Origin of the sequence: Hydrococcus rivularis NIES-593 (genome assembly GCF_001904635.1) — a bacterium.
Lineage (GTDB): Bacteria > Cyanobacteriota > Cyanobacteriia > Cyanobacteriales > Microcystaceae > Hydrococcus > Hydrococcus rivularis.
Window position 1 is genome coordinate 18,916 of the sequence record NZ_MRCB01000026.1, and the last position, 17,750, is coordinate 36,665.

The 17,750-nt window shown below is 46.8% G+C and carries 13 protein-coding genes; 9 read left to right on the forward strand and 4 right to left on the reverse strand.

Going from position 1 to position 17,750, the window contains the following annotated elements:
• Positions 1 to 254: 254 nt before the first annotated feature.
• The 3 genes from NIES593_RS17515 to NIES593_RS17525 all read left to right on the forward strand — a co-directional run bounded on the left by NIES593_RS17515 (position 255) and on the right by NIES593_RS17525 (position 2,020).
• The gene (locus tag NIES593_RS17515) at positions 255 to 587 is read left to right on the forward strand and encodes a tetratricopeptide repeat protein (RefSeq protein WP_073600804.1); all 333 of its coding nucleotides are present in this window, start codon (positions 255 to 257) and stop codon (positions 585 to 587) included.
• Between the two features lie 3 nt (positions 588 to 590).
• Complete coding sequence (locus NIES593_RS17520; RefSeq protein WP_073600805.1) at positions 591 to 1,121, forward strand: tetratricopeptide repeat protein; 531 nt, start codon at positions 591 to 593, stop codon at positions 1,119 to 1,121.
• Positions 1,122 to 1,243: 122 nt separating this feature from the next.
• The gene (locus NIES593_RS17525) at positions 1,244 to 2,020 is read left to right on the forward strand and encodes a heavy-metal-associated domain-containing protein (protein WP_073600806.1); all 777 of its coding nucleotides are present in this window, start codon (positions 1,244 to 1,246) and stop codon (positions 2,018 to 2,020) included.
• A gap of 13 nt (positions 2,021 to 2,033) precedes the next feature.
• Here NIES593_RS17525 and NIES593_RS17530 read toward each other — a convergent pair whose 3' ends face one another.
• From NIES593_RS17530 to NIES593_RS17540, 3 genes are all read right to left on the reverse strand, one after another.
• The gene (locus NIES593_RS17530) at positions 2,034 to 3,527 is read right to left on the reverse strand and encodes a DUF4335 domain-containing protein (RefSeq protein WP_073600807.1); all 1,494 of its coding nucleotides are present in this window, start codon (positions 3,525 to 3,527) and stop codon (positions 2,034 to 2,036) included.
• An 89-nt stretch (positions 3,528 to 3,616) separates the two neighbouring features.
• Positions 3,617 to 4,207 carry a DUF3038 domain-containing protein gene (locus NIES593_RS17535; protein ID WP_073600808.1) on the reverse strand — a complete coding sequence of 197 codons (591 nt, stop codon included), beginning with the start codon at positions 4,205 to 4,207 and terminating at the stop codon, positions 3,617 to 3,619.
• 115 nt (positions 4,208 to 4,322) lie between these two features.
• Positions 4,323 to 5,936: a hypothetical protein gene (locus tag NIES593_RS17540; RefSeq protein ID WP_073600809.1), complete on the reverse strand. Its 1,614-nt coding sequence runs from the start codon at positions 5,934 to 5,936 to the stop codon at positions 4,323 to 4,325.
• Positions 5,937 to 6,458: 522 nt separating this feature from the next.
• Here NIES593_RS17540 and NIES593_RS17545 point away from each other — a divergent pair.
• Positions 6,459 to 9,029, forward strand: coding sequence for an EAL domain-containing protein (locus NIES593_RS17545; protein ID WP_073600810.1), 2,571 nt, complete (start codon positions 6,459 to 6,461; stop codon positions 9,027 to 9,029).
• Between the two features lie 119 nt (positions 9,030 to 9,148).
• A complete protein-coding gene (locus NIES593_RS17550; RefSeq protein ID WP_073600811.1) occupies positions 9,149 to 10,579 on the forward strand; it encodes an oligosaccharide flippase family protein in 1,431 nt (476 codons plus the stop codon).
• Between the two features lie 18 nt (positions 10,580 to 10,597).
• On the opposite strand, the gene NIES593_RS17555 is transcribed toward NIES593_RS17550, so the two are convergent.
• Positions 10,598 to 11,221: a vWA domain-containing protein gene (locus tag NIES593_RS17555; RefSeq protein ID WP_073600842.1), complete on the reverse strand. Its 624-nt coding sequence runs from the start codon at positions 11,219 to 11,221 to the stop codon at positions 10,598 to 10,600.
• A gap of 407 nt (positions 11,222 to 11,628) precedes the next feature.
• On the opposite strand from NIES593_RS17555, the gene NIES593_RS17560 reads away from it, so the two are divergent.
• The 4 genes from NIES593_RS17560 to NIES593_RS17575 all read left to right on the forward strand — a co-directional run bounded on the left by NIES593_RS17560 (position 11,629) and on the right by NIES593_RS17575 (position 17,666).
• A complete protein-coding gene (locus tag NIES593_RS17560; protein WP_073600812.1) occupies positions 11,629 to 12,768 on the forward strand; it encodes a M14 family zinc carboxypeptidase in 1,140 nt (379 codons plus the stop codon).
• Complete coding sequence (era, locus tag NIES593_RS17565; protein ID WP_073600813.1) at positions 12,765 to 13,715, forward strand: GTPase Era; 951 nt, start codon at positions 12,765 to 12,767, stop codon at positions 13,713 to 13,715. The genes NIES593_RS17560 and era overlap by 4 nt, the downstream gene beginning before the upstream one ends.
• A gap of 228 nt (positions 13,716 to 13,943) precedes the next feature.
• The gene (locus NIES593_RS17570; protein ID WP_139253737.1) at positions 13,944 to 14,195 is read left to right on the forward strand and encodes a hypothetical protein; all 252 of its coding nucleotides are present in this window, start codon (positions 13,944 to 13,946) and stop codon (positions 14,193 to 14,195) included.
• Between the two features lie 30 nt (positions 14,196 to 14,225).
• Positions 14,226 to 17,666 carry a hybrid sensor histidine kinase/response regulator gene (locus NIES593_RS17575; RefSeq protein WP_073600815.1) on the forward strand — a complete coding sequence of 1,147 codons (3,441 nt, stop codon included), beginning with the start codon at positions 14,226 to 14,228 and terminating at the stop codon, positions 17,664 to 17,666.
• Positions 17,667 to 17,750 lie beyond the last annotated feature (84 nt).

The following is a 17,750-nucleotide window of genomic DNA, read 5'->3' on the forward strand; positions in this document are numbered from 1 at the left end:
GTTAGTCAACTGCTACTAACTAAAGTTAGATTTTTGACTGTAACTTGGTGTGAGAAGCTGACGTTTTTAGTGCTAAATGCCGCCTTGTCAATAATTGGCTGCGAGCGATCGCATTAACTTAATAGTATATAAAGTTAGCGATCGCGCAGTAGAGAGTCAATACTTTCGGCAGAATAGTTTATAAAGATTTGTCTGAGTTGCGATCGCCGAGAGAGCAAACTTAAACTGACGTTAGGGTTGGAGATAAATTCAAAATGTCTGACGATAACCAGCAACGGTGGGAATCGACTCTAGACCGTGTTAGCCAAGCCATTGCCTTCAATTCCAATTCAGCTTTAGCTTACAATAATCGGGGTTTTGTCTACTACAACCTACAAAAATGGGATTTAGCGCTAGCCGATTATAATCGAGCCATAGAACTCAATCCCAATTTGGCACTGGCTTATTACAATCGAGGCAATCTTTACAAAGATCGACAAAAAGGGGATCTAGCGCTAGCCGATTATAATCGAGCCATAGAACTCAATCCCAATTCGGCTTTGGCTTACATTCATCGCGGTTTTCTTTATACCAACCAGCAACAGTAGGAGTTGGCCGAGGCAGATTATACCCAAGCTATTGCCATCGATCCCAATCATGCCACGACTTACAACAATCGGGGAGCTATTTATTGCAAGCAGGGAAAATGGGAGTTGGCCGAGGCGGATTACACCCAAGCTATTGCCCTCAATCCCAATTATGCCGAGGCTTACAACAATCGAGGCAATCTGTACCACAACCAGCAACAGTGGGAGTTGGCCGAGGCGGATTATACCCAAGCTATTGCCCTCAATCCCAATTATGATGGGGCTTATAATAATCGAGGTCTTCTTTACGCCGACCGACAACAGTGGGAGTTAGCCGAAGCGGATTTCGATCGAGTCATTTCCCTCGATCCCAATTATGCTATGGCTTATGGCAATCGAGGTCTTCTGTGCTATCGACGAGGAGATAGGCAGGCAGCGATTCAAGATTTACAAACATCTGCCCAACTCTGCCAACGGCAAGGAGATCTTGCTGGCTATCAAAATGTCTTGGAGTTGTTAACAAGAGTTGCAAAAGTAGAAAATCGCGATCGCTAAATCGACATTAAGCTACTGACTGTTGAGTGCAAGAAAACATCGTCTGGAGAAGTTAACCTTGCGCTTAGATCGAACTTAGCTTCAGATATACTCGTAAATAGGAATTAAAAGTCTTAGTGCAGATGGAAATTCAGGTAATCAACGCCTTTGCCGGGCGTTTGCGGTTGCGCATTCCACGTCTGAGAAATGACCCGACTTATGCTAGTAAAATTGAAAACAAGGTAAAGGAATTAAATTTCATCACTAGCGTTCGGGTCAATCCTATCGCTAGTTCCCTAGTAGTTACCTATGCAAAGACGAGTATAGCCGCAAGCGAAGCAAAAAGCCGGCTCTTAGCAGCGATCGCTTGTTTAGATCGTCCCCAAAATGAGCCATCAACCTTGCTTGAGGCTAAATCTGTTCCAGAGAACTCAGTCTTGCAGAAGTTAGACTTACAACAGCAAGAGTTGCACTCTGAAGAAATCGCTTTAGAAACCGCGTCTGAGTCGCCGAGCCAGTTCGATCTACATGAAATAGACTCCTTAAACCATAGCGAACAAATAGAATCTTTGCCAGATGAAATAACCAGTTCGATGGCTGCCGAACCAACTCCTGAACCCGCAGAAGTTTCCGTAGCTGCGTCTGAGGAGGAATCAGTTTCAATTGTATCCTCTGTAAAATCAGAGGAAAACGATTCGATTAAGCCTAATTTTACTCCGGCTTGTAAGGGGATCGGGATAAGTCATAGAGAACTAGCTAGGCGTTTGGGGATATCTTCAAGAGCGATCGCGATTTGGCGATCCAAGCCTAATTTCACTCAATGGAGCATGACTAAAGATCCAGAACAAATTGGCTGGGTATATATCAAACCATTGAATAAATTCTATGCAGTTATCGAGAAATATCCTCGTATCCTTTGAGATAAGGAAAATTCTACTCCTCTAAAAATGTTTTTACGCTTCCGTCGGGATTGAGAACCAGACGAATCGTTGCTCGTTCGTTCGTCTCCAGCGGGGAGACAAAGGGAGTTCCCATCAGTGGCATCTGAGTGCGGTCGAGATAGATATTGGCAGCGCGTCCGAGAGGAACGATACGAGCGATCGCGCCTTCGCGATCGAGCATCAAGCGATACTCTAACCTTTGATTTAAGCCCTCTGGAGCTTTCCAGCGCTCTTGAAAATACCGTCTGACTTCTGCAACTTGGGGGATGGTATCGAGCAGGTTCTGCGTAGCTTGGGGGGCATAGGCGGTTGGATTTGGCGTGCTAGCAGGTGCGGTATTGTCTGCTTCCGGTTTTGAAGGAGCAACTGACTGGGTTTGCCCATTGGCAGAGAAAGGCTCGGATTGCAGCGATGGTAATGTCGGTAGAGTAAGCTCTCCATTTGGGGCGGCACTCTCCGATTTGGGAGACTCGGATGGAGCGCTAGAGCTAGGTTGTGCTTTCTTGGGAGATTCGGGACTAACTGCAATCGTCGATTGTTTGGGCGAAGCTGGCTTAGCGTTGGCAGGAGGTGAGGGAGATTGGGGAGGGGGAGACAGGACTGGAGGTACGGAAGTCCGGCGAGAAGAATTTGTTGGTTTGCTAACCGATGGAGGTGGCGGTAGACTTTCGCGATTTTTTAGCGATGGGGGCATGGTTGGAGAGGGAACTGGCCCGTCCGTCGGTGCCACAGGAACGGGAGGGATAGCCTCTCCCAGGTTTGATTGAGGATCTCGCTTTGAATCTGCCTCTCTTTGAGAAGCTGCGATATCGGCGGCTTGTCGCTTGGAGGCTTGAAAAACCCTCGTACCGACGATTGCTGTGCCAACAGCCAACAAGGCTACCGCTGCCGTACTTGCCCAGATAACAGTTTTTTTTCGCCTTTTAATTTTGTCGAGCGCGGGTAAAGTATCTATTTCCGCGCTGAATTGTTCTAGGGCTTCGGCGAGGTCGAATAATTGAGAGGCGCTCAGTTCAATGACGGGTTTTGAGGAATTTCCCGCTAGCGAACCGAAAGAAAGTTCGTGCCAGAGCAGTCCTTTGGGCTTGAGCGCGGGTGAGGAAGGAAAAGAGACTGATGCGTTACGCTCGTCCTCAGAGCGATCGGGCAAAGCCATCGGCTCTTTGGCACGCGCTTCTGGCAAATAAGTAGAGGGAAGCGTTAGCGTCTCCACCGCTACGGGAATTTGAAAAGATGTCTGCCGGAGAAAGTTTTGCACGTAGTTGCCAACGACATCGCAAAGCTGTTGAAGTTGAGCGCGATCGCCACGAGTCGAAATCTGCTCCTCTTGTGGCAATCTCGGATCGTCAAAGCGCAGTTCAAAGCGCAATTCTTTGACTAACTGACGCTCGCTCCAAAAAGAGAGGGGAGAACGTTTTGCCCAAATCTCTAGCGTACAAGTTGGAGGCGTATATCGTCGGATGAGAGAATCGGAAAGTACTTTCATGATTGACTGACGAGTCTGGGGAACGGCAAAATTAGGTTTCTGTGTTTCCTAATCTAGACTTTAATTTTCAAAAATCTAAAATTTAAATTTCATTGGCGTGCCGAATCGAGCAAAGCTAGCCACAGACGGCGATGACCGTTGACGGCACTATAGAAGAGTAAATCGATTAGCAGTTTGAGGGCTAGGCGAGACAGTTGTTCGGTTGAGATTTTTTCTCCATCTTCCATACGTTCCTGATAGCTATTGGTAAAGGCATCTAAATAATCTCCTAGCAGGGCGGTTTGATGGGGAGCTTTATTTTGTTCGGTGATTTGCTCTAGTAACGTTACCGCGCGACGAATTAATTCGTGGTGTCCCCTAGCGAGGTAGCAGATAATCAGAACGAGCGATCGCGCTTCTTCTACATCCAGTTTTTTTCGCCCGCCCGAACTCTTGCGCAATGGATTCGACTGGCGCAAGCGCCACAGTCCGACGCGATCGGCGATAATTGATTCCAATTTTAGCTCTTGGGCTGTTTTGAGTACTTCCTCCGAGCCGATCTTAGTCAGAGCTTCTAGAGCCATTAATATAATGTCTAAATGAGCTTTAATATTGTCCAACTGTTGGGCATCTGGCTCTTGTGAAAGTGGCAAATCCTCCCGTTTGGGAGTCGATAGAGGTGCGTTCGCGCTCGGACCCATAACTATAGCTTAATACGGCGAAACTGTTGTGGCTTGGCGGTTACTAATTTGGAAACAAGATGGGAATGGCTACTTTAAAGCCTTCTATTTTAGCGATAATTGGTTAAATATTCGCTTACTCGCTCGGTTGATAGACTATCATTAACCTTCCATCTGCATTATAAACTTCCACTCGTTTGCCGATATGATTGCTCAAGCTTTGTAAACTTTTCTCTAGGGTGGCAATGCGATCGAGCAACTCGACTTGCACTTGCCAACTGGCGCTAGCTTGTGCCTGAATCGCCGTCTCCCGGACTCTCTGTATGTAGCTAGAAGTTAGGTTAATTTTGATAGCGCTATCGGCGATTGCCCAGTTACAGATCTCGTTGTCGGGCTGGCAAATTTGCTGGAGAATGCTATTGGTTTGTTGGAGGCGAGCCGCGCGATCGAACGCTAGGGTATAGATAGCAATTAAGGGTTCGGCTTGGCGATATTGAAAGGTATTGCGCGGAACTTGTTTAATGTAAATTAGAGCACTGCGCCAGTTGGATGCGGCAGCCGACCAACGAGCATTCGCTTCGGCGTCTGTCGCCAGTTTGGCTTGTTCTATTGCTTTTTGATAGGAACTCGCCGCAGACTGCTCCTGCTTGTAGCGGGTTTGGACTGCTATCAGTTGCGGGGTATAAATAGCTAGAAGTCTTTGTGCCTGTTGATAGGTGTTGGTTTGGGGAGAAATTTCTCGCAGATTCCGTATTGAGGTTTGCCAAGTGGCGAGAACTAGCTGCCAGTCTGTTGGGGATTGAGCGTTTTTTTGACGTATTCGCGCCAATTTTGCAGTTTCTTGAGCCATTCTCAAACTGGTATTAGCTAGGGATTGTGCTTGCTGTCTCTGTTCGATTCCGGCGAGTTTTTTGTGATAATCTCGCTTTCTGGCTTGCGCGATCGCGTACCATTGACTCTCTGGCGGCACTTGTTGCAGGGAGGCGATTGCTTTTTGGCAAAGCTGTCGGATTTCTTCCCAGTTAGGGTAAGAAAAATTTTGTGCTAGAGAAGTGGCTTGCTCTATTGTCGCGATCGCTGCTGTAATTTTCGTCAAACTTTCCCATTGTTTGTGGTAATCTGCCAGCAATATTTCTGCTTGCGTGCGATGCTTCGACCACCCAGGAATTGCTTGTAATGTTTCGATGGTTCGTTCCAATTGCTGTCGCGCCTCTAAGAGATCTTGGTTTGAGGCGGAAAGCTTGACCTCACTCAAAGCCGCGCGATCGATTGCCGGACAGTCGCCGATCGCGCAAGGACGAGTCAAGGCATACCAACCGCCAAGCAGCAAAGCGATCCCGATGCCAATTCCTGCTAGCAACCCAGATTTTCTTCTCGTTTCTCTTTTTTGCGAGTCCTTCGACTCCAAAGAAGACTCGTCGCGATCGCCAATTGCCTTTCTCGGTTGCCAATCGGCTAGCCAATGATTAAAAATATCAGATCGTTCTTGGTCTTGCCAGATCAGATACATCGAGATGGGGGAATTTTCCCAGATTTGTTCCTCTTGCAGAGCTTGTCTTAGCAGCGAAAAAATTTGCTTGGGATAGGGAATAATGGACTCCGGGCAGCGAATAAGAACGATGGGGGTTTCCTCCCTCAGGACGCAGTGAATCTGTAGGGGAGGGTTAGCTGAAGACTCTGAGTTCAGACGTTTTTGCAGTAGCTCCTCCAGCGCCTTTAAATTAACTTGACCGTCGGCTGTTCTAATCATGAAAACAGCATAATATATTTTTTGCTATTATCAAAAAACTCTGATTTTAGAGGTTATTGACTGTATAGCAAATATTAAAGTTTCATATTTTGTCTCGTGGCTACGAAAAATCAAGCTTTTTCTCCCCCCGATCTCGACACATAGGGAAATGTAAACTACTCTCCGCCGTTTACGCGCTGGGAGTTTTCAGCAGCCCTGAAGCATAGTAGCTAAGCTGTTCGCTTAGCTACTCCGAGCCTCTAGGCTGGTTTACAGACAGCCTCATCAACGAACCAGTGGAGAAATTTGTTGAGGTGCATCCGCCTTAACATATTCGAGTTACCTCATCTATTAATCTAGTTATGTATGTATTTAATGCTTGATAAAAGAGGTCGATTTAATCGATTACTTGCTTGCATAAATTCATTTCAATCTCGTTTCCTTCCTCGCTCATTTTCTATTTACTCATTTAATTTGCATTTTCATGAACTTATAATCTTTATAAATAAAGTTTTTTGGATTTGTATTTTATAACTTAAATTTGTGATAGCTAAACTCTTTCGGACAATTCATTTTTTGCTATCTACTGCTGAAAAGTCTCGGCGAAACGCTCGTAAACTCGCCAGTTCGTCTGTCATTCCCATTTCCTCTGCGCTATTGGCAAGTTTATCGATCGCGGGTTTAGTCATAGGAATCAGGCAAGCCGGCATCCTGCAAAGAACGGAACTGGTCGCGTTCGACGCGATGATGCAGCTATCGCCGCCATTGCCTCCCGACCCACGCCTTTTAGTCGTGGGTATTACCGAAGACGACCTTCGCTCCCAGAACAGAAGACCGCTGTCGGATCGAATAATTGCGCGACTCCTGAGTGCGCTGCAAAAAGAGCGACCGAAAGCGATCGGTCTCGATATCTACCGCGACATCTCCTACCCGCCCGGTCACGAGAAACTCCTTGAGGAACTAAAAGCCAATAACGTTATTGTCGTCACCAAACTAGAAGACGGGGACGGTCAAAGGATTTCGTCTCCTCCTGGGGTTAGTCGCGATCGCGTTGGTTTTAGCAACTTCGTTCTCGATAGCGATAACGTGTTGCGCCGTAATTTAATGTATGCCGAATCAAACCAAGAGAAATTCTACTCATTTGCCTTGCAGCTAAGCCTAAACTATCTCAAAGATGGCCATTTAAGCTTTAGAGCCACGCCCGAAGCGCTGCAAATAGGCAAAACATCCTTGCCTCGCCTGCGAGAGAATTCTGGCGGATATCAGATGCCTGCCGCCGAGGTATCGGGTTGGCAAATCTTGCTCAAATACCGTTCGGCTAAGCAAGCCGTGCGACAAGTCACGCTAACCGATGTCCTCAACAACAAGGTAGATCCCACTTGGATCGAGAATAAGGTCGTTCTCGTCGGGACGGTAGCGCCGAGTGGTAAAAACCAATTCGCTACCCCCTATAGCACCGGAGCAAGAAATAACAACTTCATGCCGGGGGTAGTTATCCACGCGCAAATGGTCAGTCAAATTCTCGCTACCGTGCTAGACAATCAACGCCAGTTTTGGTTCTGGGCACAGTGGGGAGAATGGCTGTGGATCTGGCTCTGGTCATTAGTAGGAGGACTTTTGGGCTTGCGATTGCACCACCCCCTTCATCTTGGCGCAGCTGTCGCAATCTCTACAGGCGGATTGTGGGTCATTGGCTATCTTGCCTTCGTTCAATCGGGCTGGATTCCAGTCGTTCCCCCCGCGATCGCAGCCATTGCGGCCAGTGCTAGCGTACTCGCCTATCAACTTTTCTACAGCAACTCTCGCGATGCTCTAACGGGTTTGCACAATCGTCGCGCCTTTCTCCAACAGCTTCAGCAAATTAACCGTCAGAAAAGGTATCAGAATGCCACGATCGCGATTCTCTTTCTCGATCTCGATCGCTTCAAGCGAATCAACGACGGTTTAGGAAGAGAAGCTGGCGATTGGCTATTGCGCAATACAGCCAAGCGACTGCAAAAACAGCTCGATGGCAAAGGACAACAACTCGCTCGCGTCGGCGGAGACGAATTTGCCATTTATTTGAGCGCGATCGACGACGAACATGAAGCAACGCAACTCGCCGACCGCCTGCAAAAAGAACTAACCCATCCCTTTCAATGGCAAGGACAGGATATTTATACCACCGTCAGCATCGGCATTGCCTACAACCGGACGGGTAGCGATTTCGATGCCGAAGAACTGTTACGAGAAGCCGATATTGCCATGTATCAGGCAAAAGAATTAGGTCAAGCTCGTCATCAGATCTTTGCTGCTGGAATGCGCGCTCAGGCAGAGACGCGCTGGCAATTAGAAACCGAGATGAGGAGAGCGCTCGCCCGTCGGGAGTTTCAGCTCTACTATCAACCGATCGTCTCGCTTAAAACGCTCAAAATTAGCGGTTTTGAAGCCCTAATTCGCTGGCAGTCTCCTCAGCGAGGTTTTGTATCTCCCGGACTGTTCGTGCCAGTCGCCGAAGAAAGCGGGTTGATTATTCCCATCGGTCAGTGGATTTTACGAGAAGCTTGCCTTCAGATGAATTGCTGGCGGGAGCAATTTCCCCAACATTCTTCTTTAATCATGAGCGTCAATCTTTCTCGCCGACAGTTTTCTCAAGTCGATTTAGTCGAACAAATTGAGACGATTTTAGCGGACGTTCCCATCGATCGCGATTGCTTGAAGTTAGAAATTACCGAAAGTCTGATGATGAACGATTTTGAAGAAGGACTGGCGCTGCTTGGGCGGCTAAAAGCACTCGGACTCAGATTGAGTTTGGATGATTTTGGCACGGGATATTCATCTCTAAGCAATCTGCATACCTTTCCCATCGATACCCTAAAAATCGATCGGTCTTTTGTCAATCGTCTCAATGAGGAGCGGGAAAGTCATAAGTACGCTCAAATCGTTCGTACGATCGTTATGCTCGGTCACAATTTAGAGTTGGACGTAATCGCCGAAGGAATAGAAACCGCCCATCAAGTTAGGGCGCTTCAATCCTTAAATTGCGAATACGGACAGGGATATTTCTTCTCAAAACCGCTCTCGAAGGAAGCGGCAACGAAACTTTTGGCAAGCGATCCGCAATGGGAAGTTTGAGAGGCTGCGCAGTCATTTCTCTATGTGTCAGTCAACTCTAATGACAAGCCCAATACTTTATTTTTCTTTCATTTTCCCTTTTAATCAAACAAAGTTTAGCTTCGCTGCTCTCTTTGATAATGGGAAAAAGAAAATTCTTTAGTAATTCGCTCGCCATAGTATCCAATCGCTTGGCACAAAGCATCACGACTTTTGTCTTATTTGCCTTTATCGCGCGTTTGTTGGGTCCCTATCAGTTGGGGCAGTATACGCTAGCCTTCAGCTACTATTTTTTCTTTATGTCCCTGGCTTCGCAAGGGTTTAAAACCCTGTTTACGCGAGAACTATCGCGCTATCCCCAAGAAACGCCTATTTATTTGACCAGTGGCACTTTATTGCAGCTTTTTTTTAGTCTCGTTGCCTATGGGCTGCTGGTTCTCGTCGTTTGCGCTCTTCCCTACAAGTCAGATACAGCAATGGTTTGTTATATTCTCGGAGCGGCGATCGCTCCCTTTTCGCTCTCCAATATTACAGAAGCTATATTTCAAGCACAGGAAAGGATGCACCTTATTGCATTTAGTACGGTGCCAGTTTATATTTTGCGAGTACTAGCTGCAATTTGGGCAATGAGGCTAGACTACGATATTAACGCCATTGCAGCAATTATGGTCTTCTCGGAAGCAGCTATCCTCATCCTGCAATGGGGCTTGCTCGCACGAACGGTCAAACTTCAGTGGCGAATTGATTGGAACTTCATCTGGAAGACTTGCAATGCGGTCCGCGTATTTTTAGCGATCGAAGGAATCGCGGTTTTTAGAGAAAGAATGCTGACGTTTATTTTGTCGCTTCTGGGCGGGGAAGTGGTCGTCGGTCTGTATGGCGGTGTTATACAATTGATGCAACCGTTTGAAATTATTTCCCAAAGTATTGTCACGAGCGCTTTTCCAAGAATGTCGCAGACGGTTGCATCGGGTCAACAAAAACAGCGTCAATTGGTTGAAGGTCTGGTGGAAATTTTATTAGGCGTGGCGTTTCCCTTGATTGTCGGACTTTTATTTGTTGGCGGAAATTTACTCGTTTTTCTTTACGGAAACGCTAGCTTTCTCGAAGCAACTATAGCGCTAAATATCGTTTCTTTCGGGTTGATTGCCTCTGGGATTATTCGACCCTTAAGCTATTCGTTGGTCGCTAATGGATGCGAACGGGTTAACTTGCGCGAGGTAATCGTGACGACAATCGCGGGCGGTTTTGCTAGCATAATGCTAATTTCTCAGTATCAGTTACTCGGTGCAGCTCTTTCCTTACTCTTGATGCAAGTCCTTGCTTGCGGTCAATATGTCTGGGCGACAAATCATCGTCTTTTTTCGCTGCGACCGTGGCAGATCTCGCGCCGTCCGCTTCTGCTCGGTTTGTTGATGCTAGCCGTATTTGCCATTCTACAAAAAATCAAGCTAGATTTTCTCCCTGAGGCGATCGCTGCTATTTGCGCGTATTGCGTATTTGCCAGTCTTCTTGGCATTCATGCCCTTGGCAAACCAAGCGCGATCTGGGCAAAACTGTCGCGCAAATAAACTCTATACTCACTCACTTCAATCAGCGATCGCGTTCATTAAAACTTCTGTCAGCGTCAGATTTTCCATTTCATCAAAGCTGACGGTATCGACAATATCAAATTTTGCTCCCAATCCTTGCAGGAGATCGTCCAATGACTTGAGATATTTAGCGACTCCAGGATCGCAACCTACTTGAATCAAAGAGATACCGAGTTCTTCATCTCGATCCATCTTGCGAGTGGCATTGAGAATTACTTCGCTGACTGCAATGCGATCGTCGGGTTCGCCATCGCTAACGACTAAAAATATCTCTCCTAACGGTTTTGTTTTCCCCGTTGCCTTGCGCTGAAAGTAGTTATTAATTGCATCTTGCAGGACAGCTACCAAGTTAGTACCGCCGCTTGGCTCATTTTCTTGAAAAATTCGTTCTACGTCGCTCGATGTTACGTTATCGTAGCGTTTGAATCGACTAGAAAACACATAAACTGTCATCCCATCGGCATCGAACTGCTCGCATTTTCTCGCTAAAGCTAAAGTAGATTCTCGAACTGCCTCCCATCGCGTTTGACCTCCCGCTTGCTCTACAGTAGACATACTGCCGCTTTTATCGATAATCAGCGTATAATCTCGCGCTGCCAGAGAAGCGCTGTCAAACTTCATTTGCATTTGAATCCTATAATTTACTAGGGAAGAGGGAAGCTACAAACTTAGGATTCCCCGAAATTCTCTGGAAATAACAGCATCGATTAGTAGAAATCATCGCCAAGTACTGGCAACGATCGAACGGTATTGACTCTAATGTTTTGCTGCGCTAATGATTCTGGTATTCCGAAGACGCGATCGCCGATCGAAGTGAAGGAAAATAGAAAAAAGTGTCGATAAAGACAGTAGGCTGAGTGGAGAAGCCATTTTCTTTATACTTAAGTCTTCTCAACTATTTACGAAATTAAATAATAGTTATTGATAATTATTTAAGTAACTATCGATCTTACAATAGTTTTTATTATATCGGTGCTGGCTCGCCCCTCAAAAAAAATTGCATTTAATTTTACTTCTTTCTTTTGAGCATGATTCCTATTACTTCTCAAATCGATTTGCTGCAACTCGCTTCGGGCGATAATTTATCTATTCAAGTTTATAAATTTATTGGCAAACAGCCGGGGAAAAAAGTTTATATACAATCCAATCTCCATGGATCTGAAATTGTTGGCAATGCAGTGATTCATCAACTTATTGAATTTTTGAGAGAGCTAGATGAAGATCGAATAACTGGAGAAATTTGGTTGGTTCCTGTCTGCAATCCTTTGGGAACGAATCAAAGAAGTCACTTTTTTTCATCTGGAAGATTTAATAGTTACGATGGCAGAGATTGGAATCGCATTTTCTGGGATTATGAAAAAGACTGTGAAGATTTAGCAACTTTTGTAAAAACGCAAAAAAATCTGGGCATCAAAGAAGTCAGAAAAAATTTTTTAGAGAAACAAAAAGCTGCTTTTGCCAAACAATTAGAGCGAATCCAAAAACCCAGTAGCGTTCCCTACAGAGATCGATATCGATATCAATTACAATCTTTGTGCTTGGACGCTGACTTTGTTATCGACATTCATAGTTCGAGCAACCAGGGAATTGATTACTTATACTGTTTTCACGGACGAGAAGAAAGTGCCAAATATTTTCTCTTAGAATACGGCATCTTAATGACTGAATACGACGGAAATGCTTTTGATGAAGCGTTTATGAAACCTTGGTTGGCTTTAGAAAAACAACTGACAAAATTGGGAAAAGCGATTAAATTTGATTTAGAAGCATGGACGTTAGAACTCGGTTCGGGAATGCAAATGAATCCAGAATCTGTTGAAGTGGGGGTAAGGGGAATTAAAAACTACCTTGCCTACAAAGGGATTCTGACTCTAGCAGAGTACTCCGTTAACTATCCAGCCTCGACTGAGATTCAATTAGTTAGAAGAGATCGAATTAAAAATTATTACGCGATCGCAGGAGGCATGATTCAAAAAAGGGTTCCCTTAAAAACTTCTGTTAAAGCAGGCGATCGCCTCTATCAACTCTTAAGTTTTAATAAAAGTGGAGACCTGCCAACCGCGATCGATATTTGCGCAGAAACCGATGGATTAGTCTTCGATATTTCCACCAATCAATCGGTCAATCAAGGCGAATACGTTTTAGGAATTCTGAACTTTGAATTATGAATTCTGAAGAATTTGACCAACAATCAACCCCTTTAGCCATTCCAACGCCGCCGCCGGGATTTAAATCTGGATTTGTCGGCATCATCGGTCGTCCCAACGTGGGCAAATCGACTCTAATGAATCACCTAGTCGGGCACAAAGTTGCCATTGTTTCGCCCGTCGCGCAAACGACTCGCAATCGCCTTCAGGGAATTCTCACCACCGAGAAAGCGCAAATTATTTTTGTCGATACCCCCGGAATCCATAAACCCCATCACGAACTCGGAAAAGTCCTCGTCAAAAATGCTATCAATGCCATTAATTCTGTTGATGTCGTACTATTTGTCGTAGATAGTTCCGTCGAGGCGGGAGGCGGCGATCGCTACATCGTCGAACTACTAGAAAAAACGAAAACGTCAGTCATTTTAGGACTCAACAAAGCCGACTTACAACCTTCAGATTATCGAGCGATCGATGAGAGTTACACGTGCCTTGCCGAACCCCACAACTGGAAAATCGCTAAATTTTCTGCACTGACGGGGGCAGGACTAGAAACGCTGCAAACTCTCTTAGTCGATTGTTTAGAACCCGGGCCTTACTATTATCCGCCCGATTTAATTACCGATCGCCCCGAACGCTTCATCATGGGAGAATTGATTCGCGAGCAAATTTTGCTGCTAACTCGCCAAGAAGTTCCTCACTCAGTTGCCGTCGTTATCGAACAAGTCGAAGAAACGCCAAAAATTACCCGCGTTCTCGCAGCTATCAATGTCGAACGAGAATCTCAAAAAGGAATTTTAATCGGCAAGGGTGGCGCTATGCTCAAGGCAATAGGAGTCGCTGCCCGCGAGCAAATCCAAAAGTTAATTGCAGGCGATGTTTACCTAAAACTATTTGTTAAAGTAGAACCCAAATGGCGGCAATCCCGCTTACAACTGGCAGAATTTGGCTATCGCGTCGAAGAATGATCGAAAAAACTCCATGCTCCTGACTCTTTTTTCATGAAATTAGTTGCCAAAATGTACTAGAAATATATTCAAGATTGTATTTCTGAGACAAATATTGGGTACATTGACTGTAGATAGTAGATAACTGTCAAAGGCAAGAGTATATTAAGGAGTGAAACGCGAAGACTTCCCTAACCGTAACATTTTTAGCTCTATCGTCGAGCCAAAATCTCAAGCTTGGAGGGAAAATTGGCTTCTGCAAGTTTTTCAGCCAGCGCCAGCTATCGGGGCGACAATGGCTATCCTCTGTCCATCGCTCGGCAGATGGGGAAAAAGGCCAAACCGTCCGATCGCATTAAGTTATTAGGATTCAAAAAAATTAAACTCGCGATCGCTAACCGCGACGCTTTCCATCGAGCTTTTGCCGAACCAATAATCCAAACTATACAAAAACAAGTAAACGAAATCTTTACATCTTATTCATCTTTTACTATTAGTTGACCTTCAGCCAACTTGCCAGGACAAAGACCTATGAGCCGCGACCCAAAACAAAACGATCGAGCTGACAACTTTCTAGGCGATCGAGAAATTGCCGAACTTCTCGACAACTTAGAAGATAGCCCGACTTCAGCATCTGCCAACGACAGCTTTGATGAGTTTGGGAGTTTGTTTAATGAAGATTTCTCAACAGACTCAACTGATTCTGGCATGCTATCGGACAACCTCCCAGACCGAATCACTTTCTCAGAGCTGCCATCGGACGATGAAATCAGCGAGATCTTTAGCGAAGACTTGTCCTGGAAAGAAGATCGCTCGTCTTTGCCAGAGCGCGATCGATGGCTTGACTTCTCCGATACAGAAATTCAGAGTCAGGAAAATACAACAACTTCTGCATCGGATTTTCTAGACGACGAGCTAGCTACTTTCCTTTCCGAAGAATCCTTCGACGGAAGTTCCGCCCAACCAATCGCCGAGGCGGCTTCCTTAGACGACGAGCTAGCCACCTTCCTTTTCGAAGAAGCCGCCGACGGCAATGTCGCCGATGGAACAAGCACAACTCCGCAATCGAGCGATTGGGACGAACTTAAGCAGTTATTGGCTGGAGACGATCTCGAAGAAGCTTACTCTCCGACCGCTTGGAATTCGCCTGCCATACCCGCACCAACGCCAGTTACGGAGGAAGAATTGCTAGCGTTTGGCGAATCCGATCTTGATGACTTAGCAGCAATGCTAGAAGAACCGACGACTGCGCCTGCTAGCAGAACCCCAGAACCAAATATTTTTGAGGATTTAGAAGCGCTACTCGGCGATTCTCCGGCTGCTATGAACGTTCCTTTGGCAAGCAACAAGAACAATAGCTCGGACGATGAATTCCAAGATTTAGAAAAACTGCTAGAAAAAGCAGAGGGAACGATAAGCTCATCCTCTGCGGCTCAACCGGCTAGCATAGCCCCGCGCCTACAAGCCCGCACCCGCGTACCCAAGGCAAAACTCTTCGATCAGACCATGCGGGTGCCCGTCAAGCAACTGGACAATCTCAGCAACCTCATCGGGGAATTGGTTGTCAAACGAAACGCCCTAGAAGACGACCAGGAACGCTTGCGGCAATCTTTGGATAATTTGCTCAATCAGGTGCAGACGCTGAGCGAGATGGGCGCGAGAATGCACGATCTTTACGAGCGAACTCTCCTAGAGGGCGCTCTGCTGGCCAGCCGCAATCAAAATAACTCCTTTGCCGGCTCAGAATCTAACGCCCTCCCAACCGCTAACGCAGATGCGTCTAGCGGCAACGCGAGCTACCCAATCGAGCGCGAGTTAGATGCACTGGAGATCGATCGTTTCACGGGCTTCCACCTCCTCTCGCAGGAGATGATCGAGCTAATCGTCCGCATCAGAGAATCCACCTCGGACATTCAGTTTCTCGTAGACGATACCGACCAAGTAACGCGAACGCTGCGGCAAGTCACGACCCAACTGCAAGAAGGAATGACCAAATCCAGAATGGTGCCCTTTGCTCAAACGGCAGATCGCTTGCCTCGTGCCATTCGGGAAGTTTCCATGCGGCTTAATAAACAGGCGAAGTTATACGTCGAGGGCAAGGATGTCTTGATCGATAAGATGATCCTCGAGCAACTGTATAACCCGATGACGCACCTGGTCAATAACGCGATCGCCCACGGGATCGAAACCCCAGAAGAACGGCTCAAAAATGGCAAACCCCCCGAAGGTCGCGTCACCGTTCGCGCCTTCATTCAAGGAAACCAAACCGTAATCACCGTCTCCGACGACGGCGCGGGCATCAATCCAGAAAGAGTCAAATTCAAAGCGATTGAAAAAGGTCTGATTACCCAGGCGCAGGCGAGAACTTTATCTAAGCAAGAAGTCTACGATTTTCTCTTCCACCCCGGCTTTAGTACCAAAGACAAAGCCGATGACTTTGCGGGCAGAGGTGTCGGTCTAGACGTGGTTTACACCAGCCTCAGCGAAATTCGCGGAACCGTCAGCATTGACTCTGCCATCGGCAAGGGAACTACCTTTACCATTCGCTTGCCATTGACGCTGAGTATTTGTAAGGCACTGTGTTGTGAGAGCGAGCGATCGCGAATTGCCTTCCCCATCGATGGGATAGAAGACACAAAAGATTACTCGCCCAGCGAGCTGTTTGCAGATGAAGAAGGACGCAAATGCATTCGCTGGCGCGAGATGGAACTGCCGATCTATCGCCTGAGCGAGCTGCTCAATTACAATCGTCAAGTCAGTCGCCGAGCTTCCTACGCCAACAAGCCGCCAGAAGAGCTGATTTCGATTGTCGTGCTTCGCAGCGCAGGTAACTTGCTAGCCCTGCAAATCGATCGGACCATCGGAGAGCAAGAAATCGTTATTAAACAAATCGAAGGTCCTATTCCCAAACCCGCTGGCATCGCTGGAGCTACCGTATTGGGGGATGGAAGCGTCATGCCCATCGGCGACGTTCTCGAACTGATCGAAATCGCTCAAGGACGGATGCGGACAGACAGCAGCGGCAGTCTGTGGAAGAAAACCTACGTCCCGATTCAGGAAGAAGAAGACGTCAGAAGCGAACCCACCGTACTCATCGTGGACGACTCGATTACCGTTCGCCAGTTACTATCGCTCAGCTTCAGTAAAGCCGGCTATCGGGTAGAGCAAGCCCGCGACGGTCAGGAAGCTCTAGAAAAACTGCAATCCGGTTTGCCTTGCGATATCGTCTTCTGCGATATCGAAATGCCGAGAATGAACGGCTTGGAGCTACTGTCTCACCTCCAGCAAGATGCGAGACTCTCAGAGATTCCTATTGCCCTGCTCACCTCTCGCGGCGCTCAGCGACATCGAACGGTGGCAGCCAAATTGGGAGCTAGCGGCTACTTTACCAAACCTTACACCGAAAAAGACTTGCTCGATGCAGCAGCCAGAATGCTCAAAGGAGAAGTTTTGCTCCCCGGCAGTACTAAAACCTCCAGGGCAAGCAATCCAGCAGTGGACGATTTCTCTGAGGCAGAAGTTTTTTCGCCCGGACTTTCGACCGTAGAGACTCGTCCTGCTAAATCTGAAAATTTAGTCTTGATTGTGGACGATTCGGTAATGGTGCGCGAGATGCTCTCAATGACCTTTAATAAAGCTGGATACCGAGTCGAACCCGCCCGCGACGGTCAGGAAGCGTGGGAAAAACTTCGCGGGGGTTTGTCTTGCGACCTGATTTTGTGCGATATCGAAATGCCGAGGATGAATGGCTTGGAACTGCTATCGCGCCTTCAGGAAGACGAAAAGCTCTCTGCTATCCCCATGGCAATGATCACGTCTCGCGGCGCCCAAAAAATGCAAAACATAGCTGCCGAGAAAGGTGCTAAAGGATATTTTGTCAAGCCTTATATTGAAGAAGTTTTGCTAGATGCAGCCAAGCGCTTGATTGCTGGGGAAGTCTTGCTCAGGAAAAGCAGTGCCGTAGAAGAATAATTGGAAAATAAAGATAGAAGCCAGCACTGGCAATTGCCAGTGCTGGCTTCTTTTAATCTCACTCTTAGCGATCGCCAAATTCTT